Below are 20,657 nucleotides of genomic sequence, written 5' to 3'. Positions count from 1 at the left end.
TCAGTTAGACTCGACGGCAGTTCAAGTCGTCAAAGGCCGGCATGGCCTGGGCCCGATTGCTTCATCAACATACAGACACGAGACACCAGGCGGTCGATGCGCTATTCAGTCGAAATCAAGAAATTTCTGTATAGCCAGTACTTTTATGGCGGCTTGCGCATCGCAGTGGGCGTGTCGCTGCCCGCCGTCCTTTGCCTGATCGTGTTTCACAATCGCGAACTCGGCTTCACGATCGCGACGGGCGCGCTCGGCGCGTGCGCGGTCGACATGCCCGGCCCGCTCAAGTACAAGCACAACGAGATGCTCGCGTGCAGCGTAATCGGCTTTCTTGCCGCGCTCGCCACCGGGCTGGCAACCGTCAACCCGGTCGCGTTGTGGTGTACCGTCGTGCCGCTCACGTTCGTACTGTCGCTGATCGTCGTCTATGGCAACCGCTGGCCGCAGATCAGCTTCGCGACCCTCTTCATGATGGTCGTCACGCTGGAAGAGCACTTCACGCCGATGCAGGCGCTGATCAATGCGTCGTGGATACTGGTGGGCGGGCTGTGGTTCACCTACTGGTCGACCTTCGTGAGCCGCTGGATGATGTACCGGATCGAGCAGCAGGCGCTGGCCGAAAGCGTGTTCGCGCTTGCCGACTACCTGATCGCGCGGGCGGACTTCTACGATCTCGACAACGATCTCGACGAGTGCTACCGCAACCTCGTCGCCAAGCAGATCGCTGCTGTCGCCGTGCAGGATGCCGCGCGGGACATCGTGCTGCGCAATCTGCCCAAGCTCAAGAGCGGCCGTCTCGAGCCGCGCCGCGCGACGCTCTTCAACCTGTTTATCCATATCGTCGATCTGCACGAGCAGTTCGTCGGCGCGCATACCGACTACCCGCTCGTGCGCAACACGTTCGGCGGCTCGGACATACTGATCTTCTATCGCGATCTGATCCGCAAGGCGGCCGCCGATCTCGAAGACATCGGTCTCGCCGTGCTGCAGAACGAGCCGCCCCGCGCGCGCATCAACGTGAAGGCCGAACTGCGCGCAATCGAGTATGAAATCGAGCTGATGCGCAAGCAGGATATGCCGAAGAAGAATCACGAGGCGTATTCGGCCATCTCCGCTTCGTTCCGGCGCATCTGGAGCGCGACGCGTCTGATCGACAAGATGCGCAAGAACCTCGCGAACGAGGAGAACACGAAGGAAACCGAGTTGCGCATCGATCAGGCGCTCACGCGTTTCGTGTCGAGCCGCCGCGTGCCCTTCGGCTCGATCTTCTCGAATCTGACCATGGCGTCGCCGAGCTTTCGCCATGCGCTGCGCGTGACGATCGCGGTGGCGATCGGCTTCTGGCTCGGACGCCTGCTGCCGCTCACCAACGCCTACTGGATCGTGATGACGACCGTCATCATTCTGAAGCCCGGCTACTCGCTGACCAAGCAGCGCAACGGGCAGCGTATCGTCGGCACGCTGATCGGCTGCGCGGCGAGTATCGCGCTGATCATGAGCGTGAAGGAGCCGCATATCCAGATCATCGTGATGTTCGCGTGCATGGTGATGAGCTATAGCCTGCTGCTGTTCAACTACACGGCGAGCGTGGTGTTCACGTCGGCCTATGTGCTGCTGATGTTCCATCTGCTCGCGCCGGGCAGCCTGCATATCATCGGCGAACGTGCAATCGATACCGTCGTTGGCTGCGCGATCGCGATTGCCGCGAGCCATCTGTTCCCGTACTGGGAATACAGGCTGATGGGCAAGCTGGTCAACGACATGATCGCCGCGATGCGCAGCTATCTGGAGGCAAGCTGGTGGTGGAGCGGCAAGCCGGCCGGTGCTTCCGCTGCGTCTGCCGTTACGTCGCCCGGCGCACTGACCGAGGCGGCGGCGCTCGCGCCCGCCGTGGCCATCGCGGAAATTGCCGCAAGCGGCGCCGGCGTCGTCGCGGAGCTGCCCGCGACGATGGCGGCTGCAGCTGGAACGGCATCGGTTGCGTCACCGACGGCGAGTGCCAAATCCTCGGCGCCCACACCGGGCGCCGCAGCCGCCGCGAGCGCACTCGATCGCGACTATCGCTACCGGCTCGCGCGCAAGAATGTGCATGTGGCTTTCGCGAACCTCGGCCAGGCTTTTCAACGGATGATGCTCGAGCCCAAGTCCGCGCAGAAGTTCGTGCCGGAACTCAATGGGCTGCTGGTGCGCTCGCATGTGCTCGCATCGCAGATCACGGCGGCGGCGCCGTTACTGCGCACTTCGTCGCAACAGATCGGCGGCCCGTCGCATCAACCGCTTCAACGCGCGCTGACGGCAATTCGCGACAACCTCACGCAAGCCGAAGAAGGCACGCCACCGCCTGCCGACCAGGTCGACATTTCGAAGCAGTTGACGCGTGAGCTCGATGCCATGGTGGTCGAGGCGGAACGCTCGCCCGACTATTCCCCCGACGCCGTGCACGAACTGAAACTGCTCGGTCATCAATGCAAGCAGATGCTCGCGGCGTCGTTCCAGATTCGCAAGGACGCAAGCGTGATCCGCTTGCCGGAGAACTGAGCGCGACGCGCTTATTCCATGGCTTCTTTCAAGGCTTATTGCGACGCGCCCTTAGCGGCGTTCACGGCGGCAGCCGCTGCCGATGCCGCGGACGCCGTCGTATCGGGCGCATTGTCGCGATCGTATTCGCGCTTTTCGCTGATCGCGTTATAGAGAATCGTCGCGATGACCAGCAACACGACAACGACGATAAACACTGCGATGCCAAGCGTCGGGTTCTTTTTGCGCGGATCGTTCATGAGTCAGGCTCTGCTGGCAGGTTGATTCGGCGGAGCGGGCATTCTACGCCGACGCACCTTGCGCGCGGCTTGCAGTCCGGCGCCCCCTGCCCACGCAGAACGATGACGCCACGTCACTCAGCGGCTTTCAGCCACCACGGCGGCCCGCACCGGCAATGCCGTCGAATACTTGATCTGCTCCATCGCGAAACTGGAGCTGACGTCGTAAAGCGGCACGGCGCGAATCAGCTGCTTGTAGACACGGTCGTAGTCGTCGATATCGGAGACGACTACGCGCAGCAGATAGTCGGTCTCGCCACTCATCCGGTAGACCTCGACCACTTCAGGAATGTCCTGCACCGCGCGCGTGAAATCCTGCGCCCATGCTTCCGTGTGCTGGTTTGTGCGCACGGCGACGAATACCGTCGTGCCGACGCCCAGCTTGCGCGGATCGCACAGTGCGACCTGCGCGCGGATCACGCCCGCCTCCTTGAGCCGCTGCACCCGCTTCCAGCACGGCGTCTGCGACAGGTTCACCCGGGCCGCGAGTTCCGCTATCGGCATCGTCGCGTCTTCCTGAAGGAGTTCCAGCAGCCGCCGGTCAATGATGTCCATTCCCATCTTTCCACCCAGATAGAAAATTATTCTATTTCTCGTCGAGACGAGGGAATTATATGAAAACTCTTTCTCCGCGCAAATCGGTATAAATGAGGGCAGTCTTCCTCTCAAAAAATAACGCCCGCGGAGCCCTTCATGAACCCGTCAACCGGCCTTATCACACGCGAACCGACACTGGCCGACACCGCTTCCATCGCCTGCGCCATGCCCGCGGCGAGCGCCGTCGCCCGGCTTTGCGCGGCGCTCGACGTCGCCTTCGACGCCTGCGCCGGCACCGATGATCCGTCGCGCCACGCATCGTTCGCACGCGGCGTGCGCGCCGCGCTGGCTGTTGCCGCCGCCGACCCCGCGCTGCTCACCGATGCGCAACGGGAAGGCGCGGCAAGCTGCTACCGCCGCCATCTGCTTGCCGCCGATCCACACGGCCGCTACGCGATCGCCGCGCTCGTCTGGATGCCCGGGCAGGCCAGTCCCGTTCACGCGCATCACACGTGGTGCGGCTATGCCGTGATCGAAGGCGCATTGACCGAGACCGTCTACGACTGGAATGCCGACGTCGACTGCGCAACGCCGTTGCGCGACCAGTCACGCGAACTGGGCGCGGTATCGTTTACACGTTCGGGTCGCACGGGCATTCATCGGCTGTGCAACCGCAGCGATGGCGTGGCCGTCTCGCTGCACATCTACGGCGTGCCTGGCGAACAGATCTCGACGCATGTGAACGACATCCTGCGTGTGGCCGACAGTTCGCAAGCCATTCCGGCCTGAACGTCCTTCGCAGCACGCATCAAACAAAAGGCGTCACGCATGTTCGCGTGACGCCTTTCTTTTTCACAACACTGGCTTAAGTCTTCCCGCCATCGCCCGCAGTCGGAATCTGCGGCGGAACGGAAGCCGTTTGTCCCGTCGATGGCGGCGCCGGTCGCGGCTCGTGCGACACATCGCGCGCGGGCGGCATCCCGCCTGTCTTCGGTCTGAACGGCGTAGTCGTGCCCGTCGCGGAGTCGCGCATCGGGTCCTGGTGCTGCGCGACGTCTTCGTCCAGTGCCTCGCCCACTTCGTCGCCGCGCGACGTATGCACGCGCATCTGCGGCACGGGAATCTCGATGCCCGCTTCGTCCATCTTGCGCTTCAGGCGCAGATTGAATGCGCGCGCCACGCTCCATTGCTGCAGCGGCCGCGTCTTGATCTGCCCTTTGACGACCATCCAGTTCGGATCGAAACGGTCCAAACCCCATACTTCAACGGGACCGAGCATCTCGCGCCGGTAACGGAAATCGGCCATCAGGTCCGCGCCGACCGCGCGGATCAGTTGTGTCACTTCGTCGACATCGGCGGAAAACGGCACGCGCACCTCGAACACCGCATACGCGAAATCGCGCGACAGGTTCTTCACGATCTTGATCTGCGAGAACGGAATGGCGTGGATCGCGCCCTGCCCGTCGCGCAGCCGCACGGTGCGGATCGACAGATATTCGACCGTGCCCGCGTGCCCGCCGTCGACATCGATCCAGTCGCCCACCGAGATCGTGTCCTCGATGATGATGAACAGGCCCGTGATCAGATCGCTTACCAGCGACTGCGCGCCAAAGCCGATTGCCAGACCGATCACACCCGCGCCCGCCAGCAGCGGCGTCACGTTGATACCGAGATTCGCCGCCGTGACGATGCCGGCGATCGTCAGGATGGACACCATCATCACGTTGCGCACGAGCGGCAGCATCGTGCGCGCGCGCATGCTCGGGTTCTTCGACTTGTTGCGCGGGCTGCTCGGATTGACGGCTTCCTGGATCGCCGTGTCGATCAATATCCAGACGAGCCATGACACGAACACCGTGATCAGGATCGCCGTCAGCGCATGCGCGATACCGCGCGCCGTGACGCTCTCTTCGACGATTTCCGCCAGCGACACGTCCCACAGGCGCGACGCGAATTCGAAGTACGCGAGCCAGATGAACAGCGTCATCAGCGTACCGACAAAGCGCAACAGCCGCGTCAGATACGGAGAACGACGCCGGCGGCGCACATTGCGCGGCCGCGTCACGCGCAGCACGACGGCCGACAGGAAGAACGCCAGCACCAGCAACAGCGCCGTCACGACCGAAATCTGCAACACGTTCTCACCGCTGCCAATCCCGCCGATCGTCGCGATGACCGACGCCGTGGCCAGCACCAGCATCGGCACGTGCCAGAGCGACGCAAGCACTTCGAACGCGTCCGTCGCGGCCTTGTGATCGTGACGCTGCTCGTACGCGCGGTTGCGGATCAGATGCGCGACAGGACGGCGGAACGCGAGCGCGAAATACGCGGTCAGCACGGCCGCCGTCATGTTCGACACCGTCGACACCAGCGCGGCGAGGTTCGTGCCGAGTTCGTGCGCGACGTCATAGTTGGTGGCGGCATCGCCGAGTGCGCTGGCAATGCCGATCGCGAAGAGCGGCCGGCGCGCCTGTTCGATCAGCGCGCGCACGGCGGCCCGCCGGTGGCCCGATCCGAACAGCGAAAACATGATCAGGCAGATCGCCGAGAACACCGCGCCCGCGACGATCGCGTACGCGATCACCATCGCGATCGTGCGACCGAGCGAATCGGGCATCGAACGCACGAACATCAGCGCGGCGACAAAGGCGACGATCCATGGTCCGACGCGGCGCAGCGCGAAGATCAGCAACTCGCGCGTGGTCGGATTCGGATCGAGCCGCACGACGATGCCAAAGCGCGCGTAGATCCTGCGCTGCAGATAGATGAGCGCGGCCGCACACGCGCCCCACCCGGCCAGCACGGCAATCATGTTCAGCAGCACACGGCCAAAGTGTTCGCGTCCCTGGCTCGTGACGATCGTATAGATTTCGTTGCCCGCCGCGTTGAAGCGGCCAGACCAGTAATTGAGCGGCGAACGGCCTTGCTGTACGTCGGTTTCGAACGATGCAATGCCGGCGGCAATGGCGCCGAGCAATCCCGCGCTCTGTACCGCGGTGGACGACGCGGACACAGGCGGCCCGACAGTTTTGGTGGCGTCGCGCAGTTTCTTCAACTGCGAGACGAGCGCGGTGCGCTGGTGGTCGTTATCGAGTGTCGTAATCACGCTGTCGAGCGATTTTTCCAGCTCGGCCTGGCTCGCGGGCGACGGCGCGGACGCCGCATCCGCCGCCGATGCGCCCGACGCGGCAGCGGGCGTCGCCGTCGACACCGTCGCACTGTTGATCAGGCTTTGCAGCGCGGGAATCATTGGCGCGCCTGTCGGCGCGCCCGCGGCATGGGCGCTACCCGGCAGGCCCAGACAGGCAAGCGCGAACGCGAAGCACATGCAAAGCGCGTACGCGAACGCACGCGTCCGGCGCAATGTTCCGGCCTGCGAAAAAATGTGAAAACAAACGCGAAAAACGGCGTCAATCGCCTGAAGCCCGCCGGATAACGGCGCAGCCCGCGATTCACGCCGCGCAAGGCATGACTTCATGGCAATCCGTGACTTGATGCAAGCATCTTGCATGGGAACGGGAGACGCCAAGTTTAGCGGGTGTCGTCGAGATAAAACGCCCGGATGCGTAACCGAATGTTAGTGCACTTGCACGGCAGCGGGTCAGTCGCTCAGGCGCGCCATGCGGCGGATACACCGCGCGGCGCGACCTTTCGAGGCGTTTAGTAGGCGACCGTCGCGAGCTGATGAACGAAACGGCCCTGCTCCAGCTCGTCGACGAAAGCGATCGCGTAATCTTCCGCCGAAATGCTGCTGTTGCCCTGCGCGTCGGCGATCAGCGCGTTCGCGCCCGTGCGGAAGGTGCCCTTGCGCTCGCCCGGCGCGATCAGCGCGGCCGGCGCGAAGAAGGTCCAGTCGAGATCGGATGCGGCGCGAAGAATGGGCAGCACGTCGCGGTGCGCGAGCGCGATCGCCTTGTAGGCTTCCGGGAAGCCTTCCGCGTCGACCAGCTGCTTGCCGGGCGCGACTTCGAGCGAGCCCGCGCCGCCCACCACCACCAGACGTTTGACGCCCGCCACGCGCGTGCCTTCTACCAGCGCGCGGGTCGCCTTGTCGATCAGGGTCACATTGTCCATCGGCGGCGCGTATGCGCTTGCGACCACGTCGTGTCCGCGCGCGCCTGCCGCGACGCTCGCGGCGTCCGTGACTTCAGCCTGCACGGCTTTCAGATTCGGAATACCGGTGGGAACGCGTTCGGGGTTACGCGAGAAAGCCGTCACCTGATGCCCGCGGCGCGCCGCTTCCGCCGCGATGCGCGAACCGATCATGCCCGTTGCGCCGAACAGCGCGATCTTCAGTGTCTTGCTCATGTCAGTATTCCTTCCGCTAAAATGTAACTATGTTGATTACATATTTGATTAATAAAAAACGGGGCGAGCCCCGTACTTCCGCTTTCGACCGCGATCAACCGTCCGCTGCCTTGCGCTTGCGTTCGCGCGCACGTTCCGCACGTACGACGTCGGCCGTCGCGTCGGCCAGCGTGCGCGACGCCAGCGACGCTTCGAGCGCCTGTTGCGCATCGCCGATGATGCCTGTCAGCACGGTCTGGATGTTGCGCCCAACCATGCAGGCAGGATTCGGCGTTTCGCGGTGCATTGCGAACAGCTGCGCATCGTCGACCGCGCGATAGACGTCAAGCAACGTGATGTCCTGTGGCTCGCGCGCCAGCAGCGCGCCGCCGCCCGCGCCCAGTTGCGACGTGGTCAGCCCCGCTTCTGCGAGCATCGCGAGCAGTCGCCGGATCAGCACGGGATTCGTATTCACGCTTCCCGCGATCATGTCCGACGACAGCGGCACGCCCTCCTGCAAAGACAGCAAGGCGAGCACATGAACCGCGAAGGCAAATCGGCTACTCGTATTCACAACGAAAAATCACCCGATGCGCATGAGGCGCACAAAACACCACGCCCCAGCCAGCGACGAAGTGTAATCACTATAGTTACAGATAACGCATTGGTCAAGCGAGTGCTTATTTGTCCATCTGCTTCTGTGCGTCGCTTGCTTCGGAAGGCGCGGACTGGTTATTCGCCGATGCATCGCTCGACCATTGCTGCAGCTTGCGCCCAGCCGTTTCGAGCCCCGTGCCCGTCGAACTCATCGCCTTGTTGACGGCGGCGTTGGTTGCGCTCGCGGCGTTGTCCAGATTGGCGCGCGCCTGCGAAGCAAGCGCATTCGGATCGATATTGATCGACGGGGCCGATGCGGCCGCGTCCAGATTCTGCTGCGCCGTCGTCTTCGCGGCGTCGACCTGCTGGCCGACGTAGCTCGCTGCCTGATCGAGCTTCTGGCCGGCTTGCTGGGAGAGATCGTCGAGCTTCGTCTGACCCGCCGATGCATCGTTCTTCTGGCAGGCAGCGAGGCCCGCGAGCAGCATGGCAGCGAAGGCCGTCGTACGGATGAGCGGATGGCGTGAGATAGGTTTCATGCTTGTATTTGAGCCGCATCAAGCGGCTTCGTCGTGCGAAAACGCCTCAATCATACGCTGTTGCGCGCAAGCGGCCGCCCGCGTGCGCGCACCGTTCGTCATGCTGTCAACAATCCTGAAGTAGACTGACCGACGTTCGACGTATTCCCTCAACCACTGGAGGCATGCGATGGCAGCAAAGAAGATTCTGTTTCTGACGGGCGACTTCGCCGAGGATTACGAAACGATGGTGCCGTTCCAGGCGCTGCAGGCAGTCGGCCATATCGTCGATGCCGTCTGCCCCGGCAAGCGCGCCGGCGAGCGCATCAAGACGGCCATCCACGATTTCGAAGGCGACCAGACCTACACCGAAAAGCCCGGCCACCAGTTCACGCTGAATGCGAGCTTCGACGACATCGATCCGTCGCAATACGACGCGCTCGCCATTGCGGGCGGACGCGCGCCGGAGTATCTGCGTCTGAACACGAAAGTCATCGACGTGGTGCGCCAGTTCGCCGAGAGCAACAAACCGATCGCCGCGATCTGCCACGCGGCGCAACTGCTCGCCGCCGCCGACGTGATACGCGGCAAACGCATTTCCGCGTATCCGGCATGCGCGCCCGAAGTGAAACTGGCAGGCGGCGACTACGCGGACATTCCCGTCGATGCCGCCGTCACCGACGCGAATTTCGTCACGGCGCCCGCGTGGCCCGCGCATCCCGAATGGCTTCGACAGTTCCTCGTAGTGCTCGGCACACGCATCGAACTCTGATTTGAATCTGATTAGCGTCAAGGGCCGGACAGTCGTCCGGCCTTTCTGTCAGACACGCACGCGTGCAGTCTGTCCTGTTTGAGACTTCTCTGATTTTCACGGCAAATACGGCCTTCTAGAGTCGCGGGTTGACTTTGGAAGGCACTGCCATGGACCTCACAAACTGGGTGATCATTCTCGCTGTCGCACTGATCTCGCTGACGTTTTTCTGCTCGCGCGCGCCGGCCAACTGGTCGATCGAAAACCGCGCGCGGCGCTTCACCGGCACGCGTTTGCTCGCTCAAGCCGTGCTGTCGTGCTGGACCGCCCTTTTCATCGTTGTTCACGGACTGTTCGCGCTGGACTCGCGCTCACTTCATTTGTCGCCCAGTGCCATTCTTGCAGGCGCGCTCCTGCTGATCGCCGCCAGTTGTTACTGGTCGATCCGCGGCCGCCAGTTGCTCAAGCCACGCCGGCTGTTTTCCGCGCCCTGAGCGTTGCGCTGCATGTCGCGCGCTAGCGCGCGTCGGCACCCAACGCGTGTCCATCAGCGGATGCCTCGGTTTCCGGTTCGTCGACACGCGACGGCGCCGCGGCGTCCGGCAGCGACAGATAAAACGTCGTCCCCACATCTTCCGTCGATTCGGCCCACACGCGCCCGCCGTGCCGCTCGACCATCCGGCGCACCAGCGCCAGCCCGATGCCCTCGCCCGCGGCCACATTGCCGTGCAACCGCTGGAACGCGCTAAAGAGACGCGGCATCGCGACGGCGGGAATCCCCAACCCGTTGTCCTTCACATAGAAAATGCGCAGCGTCTGCACGCCAGGCGGCGCCGGCGCCGTGCCTATCTCGACGATGCCCGTACGATGCGGGCTCAGATAGTTGATCGCGTTGCCGACGAGATTCGCAAAGATCTGCTCGAGCGCGGTCGGATCGCCCCACACGGGCGGCAGCGGCTGCACGATCACGCGCGCGCGTCGGTCGCGAATCGTCGCCTGCATCGCGTCGATCACGCGCTGCACGATGTCGCGCACCTCCACCTGCTGACGCCGGTATTCGACCCGCCCGACGCGCGACAGCCGCAGAAGCGCGTCGATGATGTGCGATGCGCGCAGCACGGCCGTCTGCAGGAAATGCAGCGCCTCGCTGATATCCCCATCGATCAGCTGCTCCACGCGCTCGCGCTGCTGCGGCGTCAGCGACGACTCGCGCACGCCTTCGCGCAGATCGTCGCAGGCATGGATCAGCTCTTTGGAAAAGCCTTGCAGATTCACCAAAGGCGCGCGCAGATCGTGCGACACGCTGTAGATGAATGTCTCGTTTTCCTGGGTCTGCTGGCGCAGCGTTTCGTTGGTCTGTGCGAGTTCGGCGGCATGACGGCCCAGATCGGACTGGAAGCGCGCCTGCTGCCGCTCCGCTTCGAGCAGCCGCCGGCTCGTCATATGCAGCGTCAGATCGAGCCGTGCAATTTCATCGTTGCCCGCCGTGAGAGGCGCAAGCGGCTCGTTGCTGGCGAGCCGGCTGGCATTGTCCGACAGCAGCGCAAGCCGGCCGCGCACGCCGCGCGCGAAGATCCAGAACGCGATGGCGACGAACACCAGCGAGCCGACGACAGCCGCGACGATCAGCGATTGCTGCCGCTCCCGCGCCGCCGCGGCTTCGGCCGACCGCACCGAATCGAGCCGCCGCTCTTCTGCCTGGAAGGCCGCGATCTGCGCGCGGAAGGCGTCGAGCACATCGGTGGCGGCCAGGTCGCGAAAGCGCTGCAGCACGTCGCGCCGGCGCCCCGAGCGCACCAGATCCTGCACGCGGTCCGACCATTGCCGGTACGCCTGCACCGACTGGCGAATCTGTGCGGCGCGCTCGACCTGAGTGGGATTGTCGGCGACCAGTTCGGCGAGCCGGTCGATGCGCCGGTCGACGTCCATCCAGAACATGACGGGCGTCGACGTATCGCGCGTGCCACTGACGACAGTGCCGCGAAGCCGCACCGATTCGAGCAGCACCGGCGCGAGAATGCTCGCCGTCTGGCGCAGCACGTCTTCGCTATGCAGACTCCACTGCTCGGCCTGCTCGGCATCGGACTGCGCCTTCATCAACCCCGACAGCAACGCCAGTTCGAACACGGCGGGTATTGCAATCAGCAGCAGGCCTTTGGTCGTCAGTCTCATGCGCGAGCCGGGAGAGTCGGAAGCCGACGGGGCGCGCCGGGGACGGCACATTATGTCGGCGATTGCGGTCGATGACAAAGGCCAGCGCCGCGGGCGCGTCGCCAGTCTGGTGCAGCCGGGAGCGGCTCACGTCCGCGTCCGTTTCCTTAATTAGCAGGCGTCTGCCGTCCGTTATAAAAACGTAGGCAAATATTAAGGAAATCATAGGTATACGCCCGATTTTGGGATAACCGTATGCCCCAACACAAAACATATGCACTTTAACGGTGCCGATAACAAAGAAATTACCGTGTATCGCGACCACGATGGCCAAGCCGCTCTGCCGTCTCAGCCCATTCCAGTGCAGTTTCGCACCGACAACACGCGTTCTCGCCTCCATTTGGCCCACTTCTTGCATTCGATGCCCGCTTTTTGCGCATCGCAGGATTCCAACGGATGGACAGTCTGAAAACCGGCACCGATACCCTCTTCCTTCTGCTCGGCGCGGCGATGGTGCTCGCGATGCACGCGGGCTTTGCGTTCCTCGAACTGGGCACGGTCCGCAAGAAGAACCAGGTCAATGCGCTGGTGAAGATCCTCGTCGACTTTTCGGTCTCGACGATTGCCTACTTTTTCATCGGCTACACGATCGCCTACGGCGTCCAGTTCTACGGCAGCGCCGAGACGCTGGCCCAGCACAACGGCTATGCGCTCGTGCGCTTTTTCTTCCTGTTGACCTTCGCAGCCGCGATTCCCGCGATCGTGTCGGGCGGCATCGCCGAGCGATCGAAGTTCAACCCGCAACTGTTCGCGACCTTCGTGCTGGTCGGCTTCATCTACCCGTTCTTCGAAGGGATTGCGTGGAACGACCACTTCGGTATCCAGACGTGGCTCACGCAGACGCTCGGCGCGCCATTCCACGATTTCGCCGGGTCCGTCGTGGTGCACGCGTTCGGCGGCTGGGTGGCGCTGCCCGCCGTGATGCTGCTCGGCGCGCGCCACGGCCGCTATACGCGCGACGGACGCATTGCCGCGCATCCGCCGTCGAATATTCCGTTCCTTGCGCTCGGCGCGTGGGTGCTGGCGGTCGGCTGGTTCGGCTTCAACGTGATGAGCGCGCAGACCATCGACAAGATCAGCGGCCTCGTCGCCGTCAACTCGCTGATGGCCATGGTCGGCGGCACGCTCACCGCGTGGCTCGCGGGCCGCAACGATCCCGGCTTCACGTACAACGGCCCGCTTGCGGGGCTGGTCGCCGTGTGCGCCGGCTCGGACGTGATGCATCCGCTCGGCGCGCTGGTGACGGGCGCCATCGCGGGCGGACTGTTCGTCTATATGTTCACGATCGTGCAGAACCGCTGGCGTATCGACGACGTGCTCGGCGTGTGGCCGCTGCACGGCCTGTGCGGCGCGTGGGGCGGCATCGCGGCGGGCATCTTCGGCCAGCATGCGCTGGGCGGGCTGGGCGGCGTGTCGTTTGCGGCGCAGGTGATCGGCACGGTCGGCGGCGTGGTGTTCTCGACGCTCGGCGGCACCATCGTCTATGGCGCGATCCGCATGACGGTCGGCCTGCGCATCGACCAGGAAAACGAATACAACGGCGCCGACCTGTCGATCCACAAGATCACCTCGACGCCGGAGCGCGAAACGGTAGGCTGACGACCTGAGGACCGCGCGCGCATCGGGCATCAGTGCACGCGCGTCGCGCCATCTTTACCTCGCGCTCCCGGAACGGCGAGCAGGCCGCCTGGCCTTCATCCGATCTTCGCGCCAATGCTAGACTTGCGTGCGCCCGGAGACGGCATTCTCCTTGACCGCCCTCGTGGCTGACGATGCCTGCTTCGCCCGGATCCTGCGGACGTTGCGGCATCACGCAGCGCCGCAGCCCGATTCGTCGACATTCGGCCTTCCAGGCTTGCCCATGTATCTGTCCATTCTTGCCGTCGGGATCGGCGGCGCACTCGGTTCGCTGTGTCGCTGGTTTCTGGGTCTGCGCCTGAACGCACTCTTTCCGGCGTTGCCGCTCGGCACGCTCGCCGCGAATGTGATCGCCGGATATGTCATCGGCGTGGCCGTCGCGTACTTCGGGCGCAATCCGCAGATCGCACCCGAATGGCGCCTGTTCATCATCACGGGCCTGATGGGCGGCCTGTCGACCTTCTCCACGTTTTCCGCCGAAGTCGTCCAGCATCTGCAGCAAGGGCGCCTGAACTGGGCCGCGGGCGAGATCGCGATTCACGTGACGACATCCGTCATCGCGACGGTGCTCGGCATCGCGACAGTCAGCCTCGTCACGCGCTGAACGGCACCACGGCGCCGTGCCGCGCGTCCGCTACACGACGATGACTGACACCTGCCGTTCATCAAAAGATCATGGCTGGACGGTGCCGCGCACCTGTCGCGGGGCTGTATCATCGACGTCATATGCGGCGGGCATCGTGGAGACTATTCATGCGCACAGCGCCCGTTTCGCGCACAGACAATGCAAGCCAGTTGGGGACCGATTGAAGTACAGATATCTTTCGCGACGTTCACTCTATCCGCTGCGGCGCAGCGCGGAGGAACTGTCATTTGCGTTTTCGGAACTGCTCACGCAGCCGCTCAGCCGTCCCGAGGCGGCTGCGCGTTTCGAGACGCTATGGAATGAAGTCAACGACGCCGCACAGTCGTGCGACAACAGCGACGCCGCATTTACGTACATCGCGCTGCTGCACAGCATGGACCAGCGCTGGCGCTTCCTGAGATCGATGAACTAGCGGGCTGCCGACGTGTCCTCTCATCAGTCCGGCGACCAGCAAACCAGCGCGACAGCACGCGCGCCCCGCTCCGCCGACGAGATCGAAAAGGACTTTCTGGATCTGATGATGTCGGGCATTCCGCCCGCCATTGCGCACGACAAGTTCGAGCGCCTGTGGGATGAAACGAACGCCCTTGCCGCATCGACGATGATGACGGCGCAAGGGCTTCCGTATATTGCGCTGCTCAAGCGCATGCATTCGGCATTCACCGAACGCTATCCGCGCCGCCATGGATAGACGCGAGCCGCGCTGAAGGAAACGGCCGCGCGCGGCCGCCGTATCCGGCTTACGACTTCGCGGGACGTCCGGTCTTCACCGCTTCGAGCTCCTGCACGGCCGCAATCAGCCGTTTAGCCGGCGAAACGGCAAGCAGATTCAGTCCCGCGCGCAGCAGTTCGCTCTTCTTCACGGAGATGCCGGCGTCGAGGCAACGCTGCTTCAGTTCGGCGATCTTCGCGTAGTCGGACTTGGGCATCGTGAAGCTGTCGCGAACGACTTTTTCCTTCTCCTTCTCTTTCTTCACGCGCGGCTTTTTCTCTTCAGTGGCCGCAGGTGCCGCTGCCGCCTTCGGCGTTTTCGCGGCCTTCGTGACTTTCGCTTCCTTCGGTGCTTCCTTTGCCGCCTTCGCCGGCTTCACAGGCTTCGCGTCCGACGCGGCACGCGTGCTGCCTGCCGGCTTTGCGGCTTTTTCCGTCTTGATGCTCTTCGCCGTTTTTGCAGCGCGGGCGGGCGCGGCTGCCTTGGGCGTCGCGTTTGCCGCGTTTGCCGCGCTTGCCGCGTCCGGCGTGCTCGCGGTGGTTTGCTCGACGGCCGCAGCCTTCTTTGCATGCGATGCTGCCCGCGCAGTTTTCGCGGACGGCTTCTTCGCTTCGTCAGCCGGTTCCTTCGCGCTCTTGGGGAAGTGGAAAGCCTTCTTGGTCGGTTCCTTGATTCGTGGCGTGCTCATCTCGATTCCTCGTTAACGGTATAAACAGTATATACGGTTTCAAGCACAACACTTCTCATCATCGCGCGTGACGCGTGATGCCTATCCGGCAACGCGCGCTAGCTCTCGCGCAACAGTTGCACCGCCTCGCGCCGTAATGCCTTGCGCCGCATCTTCAGATACGCGAGCGCCGCGTGCGCATCGGCCTCGCCGGTGAACAGATTCGCGTTCTCGCGCAACAACGCAACGCTCGCCGTCGCGTCGTTGAGTTCGCCGAAACACTGCTGCAGTTTCTTGAGACGCTTCAACGCCTGCTCGTGGCTCGCGTCATCGAGCACGGGACCGAAGAACTCGATCAGGTAGCGAACTTTCTTGCCCGCCTTGCGCACGTCGTGAAGCAACTCGTAGTCGGGACGTTTCGCGCGCGATGCCTTGCGCATCCGTTTTCGCAGCGACTTCTCGGCAACACGCACGCGCTTTGCGGCGAACCTGCGCAACAGGTGCCTTTCGGGTGCCGTGTTCAATTCCTTCGATGTGCTTGCAAGCGCGCTGTGCAACACGTTGCGAATGTCCGCGTTGACGAGCGTCTCGCGGCTTGCGGCAAGCGTGCGTTCGCGAGCGTCGCGCAGGCAGGCGGACACGTGGTCCGAAGCAGGCGCTTCATTGCCGTCGCCCGGTTCGCCTTGCTCCTGAGCGAGCAGTTCGAGCAGGATGTCCCAGTCGCGTGTTCTGCCCGCCGCATCGGCGAGAAAGCGGTATAGCGCGCGTTGCCGCGTGTTTTCCTGTTTGTCCAGTAGCGGCCGGTACGCCCACCACAACGAGCGCAGGCGCCGCAGCGCAACGCGCAGTTGATGCAGCGATTCGGGCGTAGCGTCGGCGTGAATGCATGCGTTGTGCGAGAGCGCCTCATCGACGAGCGGCGCTGCGAGCATGGAGAACGTCGATTCCGCCTGCGCCTCGTCGCGAGACGCTTCGACGTCGTGCGTGCGATCGTCGTGTTTCATGGGGCCTCGTATCGGGAGCGACAACAAGATGCCTTGCGATGCATCGAGCGATGCAAACGACATCATACGCTTTACTAAGCGCGTCAAAATCGCGCTCCGTCACGCCGCGTCTATTTGTCCTGCGGCAGATGCCGGGCGATGAACGTCGGCAGATCCATCACGAGACAGAAGCCCTGCCCTGCCGCGATCACGCAATCGCCCGGAACGGCCGTGCCCTCGTCGCGCGGCGGCTTGCGGCGCAGCGCGGCGACGCCCTGGATCCAGCGCCGGAAAGCGGGTAACGGCCAGCCGCGCAGTGCGACGTCGGCGGCGTCCACTTCGATGTCGTCTTCCAGCAGCCAGCCGCCGATGTAATTGCGCGCGCGTAACTGAAATTGCTGCGACGGTGACAACTGCGAAACGTTCGCAAGATCTACGCGCGCATCATCGGTCACTGCGTTTTCGCCGGAAGCGAGGTAGATGAAATAGTGTGGCGCGAGTTTCTGCCTGTTCGCGACGATCTCCGTCTCACCGACGCCTCGCCCAGGCAATGCAACTTCGCGCGCATCGGGCGCCATGCGCGCGCACATGTCTGTCAGCTTGACGCGTAGTGCTTGAAGTTTTTGCCTGCATGCATTCGCCCAGCGCTGCTCCGCATCATCGAGATCGAGTTCGAGTGTGACGATGTCGGTCAGATGCACGGCCTTCGCATCCTCGAGCGCACGCCGCGCCTCGATGATCGCCTTCGGCGCGCTCAGCGAGAAGTAACGCGACAACTCGCGGCCGACATCGTCGTCATCGATCCGGTATTCGAGCAGGCACCAGCGCAGCGACGGATCGTGCGCCGTTGCATCGGCGCCCGCGACGCGCAGTCCGAGCGCGGTCGTCGCGTACAGATATTCGACCGTCTTGCGCGTTGACTGCGCTTGCTGCCGGCGTGCTGCCAGATCGGATGGGCGGAGATTCAGGGTATCCATGTTCGCTCCCGCGTCGGGGGTTCGCATTGCCGCGCGCCGATCGCAATCGACGCCCGCTGATCACCCAGCACAGCTAAAACTACGCCATCTGCATAACGCCAACGGGCAGCGGGACTTGCATGCCTGCATCGGGTAACGAAAACGTGCCGCGCGACTTCACGGGCACGCCGGATGCGCAATGCATCCCGTGGACTTCCAAAGGAGGAAATCATGACCACACTTGACCCGAAAATGACACCGGCACGCGGTGGCGCAGGCATCGTTGGCGGTGGCGTGGGCGAAGGTCCGGGGCCCGAAGTGATGGCCGCGGCAACGCTGGATGGCAACAAGGTGATCTCGGCGGACGGCGAACACGTCGGCAAGATCTCGGACATCATGCTCGACGTGCGTAGCGGACGCGTCGCCTATGCGGTGTTGTCGGAGGGTGGCTTCCTCGGCATGGGCAGCAATCTGCACGCAATTCCATGGAGCGCGCTGACGCTCGATACCGACGAAAAGGTGTTCCGCGTCGACATCAGCGCGCAGCGGATCAAGGATGAGCCAGGTTTCGACAAGGATCACTGGCCGTCGATGGCCGACGAAACATGGGGCACGCAGATGCATCAGTACTACAACCGCGATCCGTACTGGACGACGACATCGGTCGATCCCGTCGCCGTGCGCGACCGGGGGCTGTGATCGCCGACTTTGCGGATTGAGGGCGCGGCGGTTCCTGACGTAGTCGCGTAGTCGATCCGAACCGTCGATGTTTCCCGGCATGACGAGGCGGCCGTCCGTATGGCGGCTCGCCTCGTTTTTCTTTTCGTTCCGCAGCGTTGGTCTGGAAACGGCACATTGGCTCGACGTCTGTACCGCCTGTTCGGACGGACCCAACACGCGACGCACCGCCAACGCTGTATTCCGACGCGCGCAGATGGCGAAAGCCCCGCCACAGGCGGCTGAGCGGTAAAAGACGCTCTCCCGGCACAGTCATTGCACCTGATGTCCGCATCAATCAGGAGACTGACATGCTGCGCCACTACCCGGATGCGTCCGAATCGAAATCGCCCCGCACGACGATGCTCGTTGCCCTCGCCGCGCTCGCTCTTGCCGCTGCATGCGGAACCGGGATTGCCGCGCTTACCGGACTGCTGCCCGAGTCGGATGAAGTCGCCGCGAAGGTGACCACGATTCCGCTGATCGACGTCTGGCGCAGCGAGCCGAACGCGTTCACAGGCGGGCAGTCCGAAAACGGAGCGTCGGCCATTTCGGCGCAGTAACCGTCACGCAGTAACCGTCATCGCCCTTTGCCACGCGACTGCCCGTTTCTGCCACATGCGCCAGAACTGAGCAACGATTCGCGCTAATTCCGTTAATCTCGTCGGCCGATAAAACGAAAAAAACCGGCACAAAAAAAAGGCGCCATGTTTCCATGGCGCCTTCAAAAAGTTCTAGCCATTCCGAGGGCCGTGCTAGAACCTGAGAGACGGTACTGCGATAACCTTTCGAAAGACGGCGCCGCTGCTGCGGTCATTACGCGCGCGATTACTGCAGGCTTTCGAAATATAGTTCCATTTTTTATGGTAATGCTGACTAAGTCAAGCAAAATTTAATAGCTGCTGACCGTCTAAAAATTACAATCCTATACAATGAATCATCGTAGGAAAAAGGGACTTAGGCCTTGCTGAGAGAGGGCCTGGGGCGCTGCCGAAGAAGTCTCTTCCTCGGAGCGCATTCCACAATATTGAAATAACGTTTCATAAAAACCACATGAACCAGTCAACGACGCGTCCGGGCATCACCGATTCCGTCAAGGAAAAGGACGGTTCCGGCGACGAGGTCACCGCGCTCGCGCGCGGCCTGACGGTACTCCGGCGGGTGGCGGCTGCCGACGCCCCGCTATCCAATCGCGAACTGACCGAGCTGACGGGCATTCCAAAACCGACCGTCTCCCGGATCACGGCGACCCTCGTGAGCGCCGGCTTTCTGTTTCGCCTGCCGGACAGCGAACGCTTCGTGCTCACCTCGTCCGTGCTGGAGTTGAGTAATGGCTTTCTGCGCAACTTCGACATTCGCGCCCGCTCGCGGCCGTTCCTGATCGAACTGGCCGAACGCACGTCGCTGTCCGTGCACCTCGCTGTGCGCGACCGGCTCGACATGGTCGTCATCGACGCGATCAAGCCTCGCTCGGCCGTACTGGTGTCGCGCCTCGATGTCGGCTCGCGGATGGACCTGAGCCGCACGGCCGTCGGCCGCGCCTATCTGGCGGCGCTGGCGGACTCGGACCGGCAAAACCTGCTGACCGGCTTGCAGGCCGCAACGGGCGACGACTGGGGCAATATCAGCGCCCGACTCGACGCGGCGCTGCGCGAGACGACGGCGCAAGGCTTCGCCATTGCGACGGGCGAATGGCACGAGGGGCTCAACGCGATCGCGGCGGGCTTCATCGGCCCGTCGGGCGAACGTTACGCGGTCAACTGCGGCGGCTCCGCGCATCAGTGCCCGCGCGACTGGCTGGTGTCGCGGGCTGCGCCCGCCCTGCTCGACACGATCGACAGGATCGTCCACGAGATCGGCGGCACGCCGGGGCGCCGGCTCGACGCCTGAGGGTGAACGGATCACAGCCGCGCATCGACGTTTTAGCCTTCGACATCTCCCTGACACACGCCTTTCGACCGCGGGAAAACTGTGTAACGGTCGTAATCCGCCGAAAAATACGCCGCTGGACTGTAACTCGGCCCGGGACGTAGCATCATGCTTTCCCGCGCGCCCGGGAGAACCGCAACCGTCTCCCGCGCGCCCCGCCGGCGCGGCTGGTCCGACAGCGCGCCAGACAGTGGACCGCGTGGCGGAGCGCACCGGCGAGTTTCAGGCGGGCATCAAGTACGGCCAACAGGGAGGAGCCGTCAATCATGCCGACAACGCGCCTCGCCGCCAGCGCGGCCGCCGTCACGGTCCCGTTACAGGAGCGTCGCGGTCATCTCGATGAATCACGCATCAATTAGCATCGCGCAGGCGTGCGCGATCAACAGGAAGCGGCGCGCGGCAAACACTTGCCGCGCGCGCATCGCACGTTTGCATCATTAAGCCAGCCACCAGATCGAGCCGATGGACGAACAAAAAAAGCAGCCTGACTCTTCACGCAACGCCGCTCCCGCCAGCCCGCCTCCCGGACGCGACCCCGGTCCCGGCGCAGTCAAACGGCATCGCGGCCGCACGATCGCGCTGATCGTCGCCGTCGTGCTGATTGCGGGCATCGTGCTGGTTCGCTGGCATCCGTGGAACCGCGATGCCGCAGGCGCCAGCGCTGCAGCGGCCGCAAGCGGCGCGCAGGCAGGCCG

The 20,657-nt window shown here is 63.6% G+C and carries 21 protein-coding genes, 1 pseudogene and 1 riboswitch; of the genes and pseudogenes, 12 read left to right on the top strand and 10 right to left on the bottom strand.

Going from position 1 to position 20,657, the window contains the following annotated elements; all coding sequences use genetic code 11:
* Positions 1-96 precede the first annotated feature (96 nt).
* Positions 97-2,535: an FUSC family membrane protein gene (locus G3O01_RS42490; protein WP_205813465.1), complete on the top strand. Its 2,439-nt coding sequence runs from the start codon at positions 97-99 to the stop codon at positions 2,533-2,535.
* A 35-nt stretch (positions 2,536-2,570) separates the two neighbouring features.
* On the opposite strand, the gene G3O01_RS42485 is transcribed toward G3O01_RS42490, so the two are convergent.
* Entirely contained in the window at positions 2,571-2,774 is a 204-nt protein-coding gene (locus G3O01_RS42485; protein WP_205813464.1) for a hypothetical protein, read from the bottom strand.
* Between the two features lie 117 nt (positions 2,775-2,891).
* Positions 2,892-3,374: an Lrp/AsnC family transcriptional regulator gene (locus G3O01_RS42480; protein ID WP_205813463.1), complete on the bottom strand. Its 483-nt coding sequence runs from the start codon at positions 3,372-3,374 to the stop codon at positions 2,892-2,894.
* A gap of 132 nt (positions 3,375-3,506) precedes the next feature.
* Here G3O01_RS42480 and G3O01_RS42470 point away from each other — a divergent pair, with 132 nt between their 5' ends.
* A complete protein-coding gene (locus tag G3O01_RS42470; RefSeq protein ID WP_205813462.1) occupies positions 3,507-4,139 on the top strand; it encodes a cysteine dioxygenase family protein in 633 nt (210 codons plus the stop codon).
* A gap of 76 nt (positions 4,140-4,215) precedes the next feature.
* On the opposite strand, the gene G3O01_RS42465 is transcribed toward G3O01_RS42470, so the two are convergent.
* From G3O01_RS42465 to G3O01_RS42450, 4 genes are all read right to left on the bottom strand, one after another.
* Positions 4,216-6,828 carry a mechanosensitive ion channel family protein gene (locus G3O01_RS42465; protein WP_205813461.1) on the bottom strand — a complete coding sequence of 871 codons (2,613 nt, stop codon included), beginning with the start codon at positions 6,826-6,828 and terminating at the stop codon, positions 4,216-4,218.
* Between the two features lie 182 nt (positions 6,829-7,010).
* A complete protein-coding gene (locus tag G3O01_RS42460) occupies positions 7,011-7,658 on the bottom strand; it encodes an NAD(P)H-binding protein (RefSeq protein ID WP_205813460.1) in 648 nt (215 codons plus the stop codon).
* Positions 7,659-7,752: 94 nt separating this feature from the next.
* Positions 7,753-8,211, bottom strand: a complete 459-nt coding sequence (locus G3O01_RS42455; RefSeq protein ID WP_205813459.1) for an Rrf2 family transcriptional regulator — start codon at positions 8,209-8,211, stop codon at positions 7,753-7,755.
* Positions 8,212-8,317: 106 nt separating this feature from the next.
* Entirely contained in the window at positions 8,318-8,722 is a 405-nt protein-coding gene (locus G3O01_RS42450) for a hypothetical protein (protein ID WP_205813483.1), read from the bottom strand.
* 220 nt (positions 8,723-8,942) lie between these two features.
* On the opposite strand from G3O01_RS42450, the gene G3O01_RS42445 reads away from it, so the two are divergent.
* Positions 8,943-9,524 carry a DJ-1/PfpI family protein gene (locus G3O01_RS42445; RefSeq protein ID WP_205813458.1) on the top strand — a complete coding sequence of 194 codons (582 nt, stop codon included), beginning with the start codon at positions 8,943-8,945 and terminating at the stop codon, positions 9,522-9,524.
* 149 nt (positions 9,525-9,673) lie between these two features.
* Positions 9,674-9,997 (top strand): hypothetical protein, encoded by a 324-nt coding sequence (locus tag G3O01_RS42440; protein ID WP_205813457.1) that lies wholly within the window; start codon positions 9,674-9,676, stop codon positions 9,995-9,997.
* A gap of 22 nt (positions 9,998-10,019) precedes the next feature.
* Here G3O01_RS42440 and G3O01_RS42435 read toward each other — a convergent pair whose 3' ends face one another.
* Positions 10,020-11,675: a sensor histidine kinase gene (locus G3O01_RS42435; RefSeq protein ID WP_205813456.1), complete on the bottom strand. Its 1,656-nt coding sequence runs from the start codon at positions 11,673-11,675 to the stop codon at positions 10,020-10,022.
* A 435-nt stretch (positions 11,676-12,110) separates the two neighbouring features.
* On the opposite strand from G3O01_RS42435, the gene G3O01_RS42430 reads away from it, so the two are divergent.
* The 4 genes from G3O01_RS42430 (at position 12,111) to G3O01_RS42415 (ending at position 14,689) form a co-directional block, all read left to right on the top strand.
* Positions 12,111-13,313, top strand: a complete 1,203-nt coding sequence (locus G3O01_RS42430) for an ammonium transporter (RefSeq protein WP_205813455.1) — start codon at positions 12,111-12,113, stop codon at positions 13,311-13,313.
* 126 nt (positions 13,314-13,439) lie between these two features.
* Positions 13,440-13,500, top strand: a riboswitch (Fluoride riboswitch).
* A 75-nt stretch (positions 13,501-13,575) separates the two neighbouring features.
* The gene (gene crcB / locus G3O01_RS42425) at positions 13,576-13,956 is read left to right on the top strand and encodes a fluoride efflux transporter CrcB (RefSeq protein ID WP_205813482.1); all 381 of its coding nucleotides are present in this window, start codon (positions 13,576-13,578) and stop codon (positions 13,954-13,956) included.
* 202 nt (positions 13,957-14,158) lie between these two features.
* Complete coding sequence (locus G3O01_RS42420; RefSeq protein ID WP_205813454.1) at positions 14,159-14,410, top strand: hypothetical protein; 252 nt, start codon at positions 14,159-14,161, stop codon at positions 14,408-14,410.
* 12 nt (positions 14,411-14,422) lie between these two features.
* Complete coding sequence (locus G3O01_RS42415) at positions 14,423-14,689, top strand: hypothetical protein (RefSeq protein ID WP_205813453.1); 267 nt, start codon at positions 14,423-14,425, stop codon at positions 14,687-14,689.
* A 49-nt stretch (positions 14,690-14,738) separates the two neighbouring features.
* On the opposite strand, the gene G3O01_RS42410 is transcribed toward G3O01_RS42415, so the two are convergent.
* The 3 genes from G3O01_RS42410 to G3O01_RS42400 all read right to left on the bottom strand — a co-directional run bounded on the left by G3O01_RS42410 (position 14,739) and on the right by G3O01_RS42400 (position 17,337).
* Positions 14,739-15,398, bottom strand: a complete 660-nt coding sequence (locus G3O01_RS42410; RefSeq protein ID WP_205813452.1) for a hypothetical protein — start codon at positions 15,396-15,398, stop codon at positions 14,739-14,741.
* 98 nt (positions 15,399-15,496) lie between these two features.
* Entirely contained in the window at positions 15,497-16,381 is an 885-nt protein-coding gene (locus tag G3O01_RS42405) for a CHAD domain-containing protein (RefSeq protein WP_205813451.1), read from the bottom strand.
* Between the two features lie 110 nt (positions 16,382-16,491).
* Complete coding sequence (locus tag G3O01_RS42400) at positions 16,492-17,337, bottom strand: hypothetical protein (RefSeq protein ID WP_205813450.1); 846 nt, start codon at positions 17,335-17,337, stop codon at positions 16,492-16,494.
* Positions 17,338-17,547: 210 nt separating this feature from the next.
* Between G3O01_RS42400 and G3O01_RS42395 the strand changes: the two genes are divergently transcribed.
* From G3O01_RS42395 to G3O01_RS42380, 4 genes and pseudogenes are all read left to right on the top strand, one after another.
* Positions 17,548-18,015: a PRC-barrel domain-containing protein gene (locus tag G3O01_RS42395; protein WP_205813449.1), complete on the top strand. Its 468-nt coding sequence runs from the start codon at positions 17,548-17,550 to the stop codon at positions 18,013-18,015.
* Between the two features lie 329 nt (positions 18,016-18,344).
* The gene (locus tag G3O01_RS42390) at positions 18,345-18,596 is read left to right on the top strand and encodes a hypothetical protein (protein WP_205813448.1); all 252 of its coding nucleotides are present in this window, start codon (positions 18,345-18,347) and stop codon (positions 18,594-18,596) included.
* 490 nt (positions 18,597-19,086) lie between these two features.
* Positions 19,087-19,923: an IclR family transcriptional regulator gene (locus G3O01_RS42385; RefSeq protein ID WP_205813447.1), complete on the top strand. Its 837-nt coding sequence runs from the start codon at positions 19,087-19,089 to the stop codon at positions 19,921-19,923.
* 501 nt (positions 19,924-20,424) lie between these two features.
* Positions 20,425-20,657, top strand: a pseudogene (locus tag G3O01_RS42380) (multidrug transporter subunit MdtA); the annotation flags it as partial.

The organism is Burkholderia sp. Ac-20365 (assembly GCF_017104715.1).
Lineage (GTDB): Bacteria > Pseudomonadota > Gammaproteobacteria > Burkholderiales > Burkholderiaceae > Paraburkholderia.
Note: the sequence above shows the minus strand (reverse complement) of the source record. Positions and strands in the feature narration are given on the sequence as shown.

Bases quoted from the DNA above. Each gene is read 5' to 3' on its own strand.
- G3O01_RS42490 (WP_205813465.1), top strand. From the start codon at position 97: ATGCGCTATTCAGTCGAAATCAAGAAATTTCTGTATAGCCAGTACTTT.
- G3O01_RS42485 (WP_205813464.1), bottom strand. From the start codon at position 2,774: ATGAACGATCCGCGCAAAAAGAACCCGACGCTTGGCATCGCAGTGTTT.
- G3O01_RS42480 (WP_205813463.1), bottom strand. From the start codon at position 3,374: ATGGGAATGGACATCATTGACCGGCGGCTGCTGGAACTCCTTCAGGAA.
- G3O01_RS42470 (WP_205813462.1), top strand. From the start codon at position 3,507: ATGAACCCGTCAACCGGCCTTATCACACGCGAACCGACACTGGCCGAC.
- G3O01_RS42465 (WP_205813461.1), bottom strand. From the start codon at position 6,828: ATGAAGTCATGCCTTGCGCGGCGTGAATCGCGGGCTGCGCCGTTATCC.
- G3O01_RS42460 (WP_205813460.1), bottom strand. From the start codon at position 7,658: ATGAGCAAGACACTGAAGATCGCGCTGTTCGGCGCAACGGGCATGATC.
- G3O01_RS42450 (WP_205813483.1), bottom strand. From the start codon at position 8,722: ATGCTGCTCGCGGGCCTCGCTGCCTGCCAGAAGAACGATGCATCGGCG.
- G3O01_RS42445 (WP_205813458.1), top strand. From the start codon at position 8,943: ATGGCAGCAAAGAAGATTCTGTTTCTGACGGGCGACTTCGCCGAGGAT.
- G3O01_RS42440 (WP_205813457.1), top strand. From the start codon at position 9,674: ATGGACCTCACAAACTGGGTGATCATTCTCGCTGTCGCACTGATCTCG.
- G3O01_RS42435 (WP_205813456.1), bottom strand. From the start codon at position 11,675: ATGAGACTGACGACCAAAGGCCTGCTGCTGATTGCAATACCCGCCGTG.
- G3O01_RS42430 (WP_205813455.1), top strand. From the start codon at position 12,111: ATGGACAGTCTGAAAACCGGCACCGATACCCTCTTCCTTCTGCTCGGC.
- crcB (WP_205813482.1), top strand. From the start codon at position 13,576: ATGTATCTGTCCATTCTTGCCGTCGGGATCGGCGGCGCACTCGGTTCG.
- G3O01_RS42410 (WP_205813452.1), bottom strand. From the start codon at position 15,398: ATGAGCACGCCACGAATCAAGGAACCGACCAAGAAGGCTTTCCACTTC.
- G3O01_RS42405 (WP_205813451.1), bottom strand. From the start codon at position 16,381: ATGAAACACGACGATCGCACGCACGACGTCGAAGCGTCTCGCGACGAG.
- G3O01_RS42400 (WP_205813450.1), bottom strand. From the start codon at position 17,337: ATGGATACCCTGAATCTCCGCCCATCCGATCTGGCAGCACGCCGGCAG.
- G3O01_RS42395 (WP_205813449.1), top strand. From the start codon at position 17,548: ATGACCACACTTGACCCGAAAATGACACCGGCACGCGGTGGCGCAGGC.
- G3O01_RS42390 (WP_205813448.1), top strand. From the start codon at position 18,345: ATGCTGCGCCACTACCCGGATGCGTCCGAATCGAAATCGCCCCGCACG.
- G3O01_RS42385 (WP_205813447.1), top strand. From the start codon at position 19,087: ATGAACCAGTCAACGACGCGTCCGGGCATCACCGATTCCGTCAAGGAA.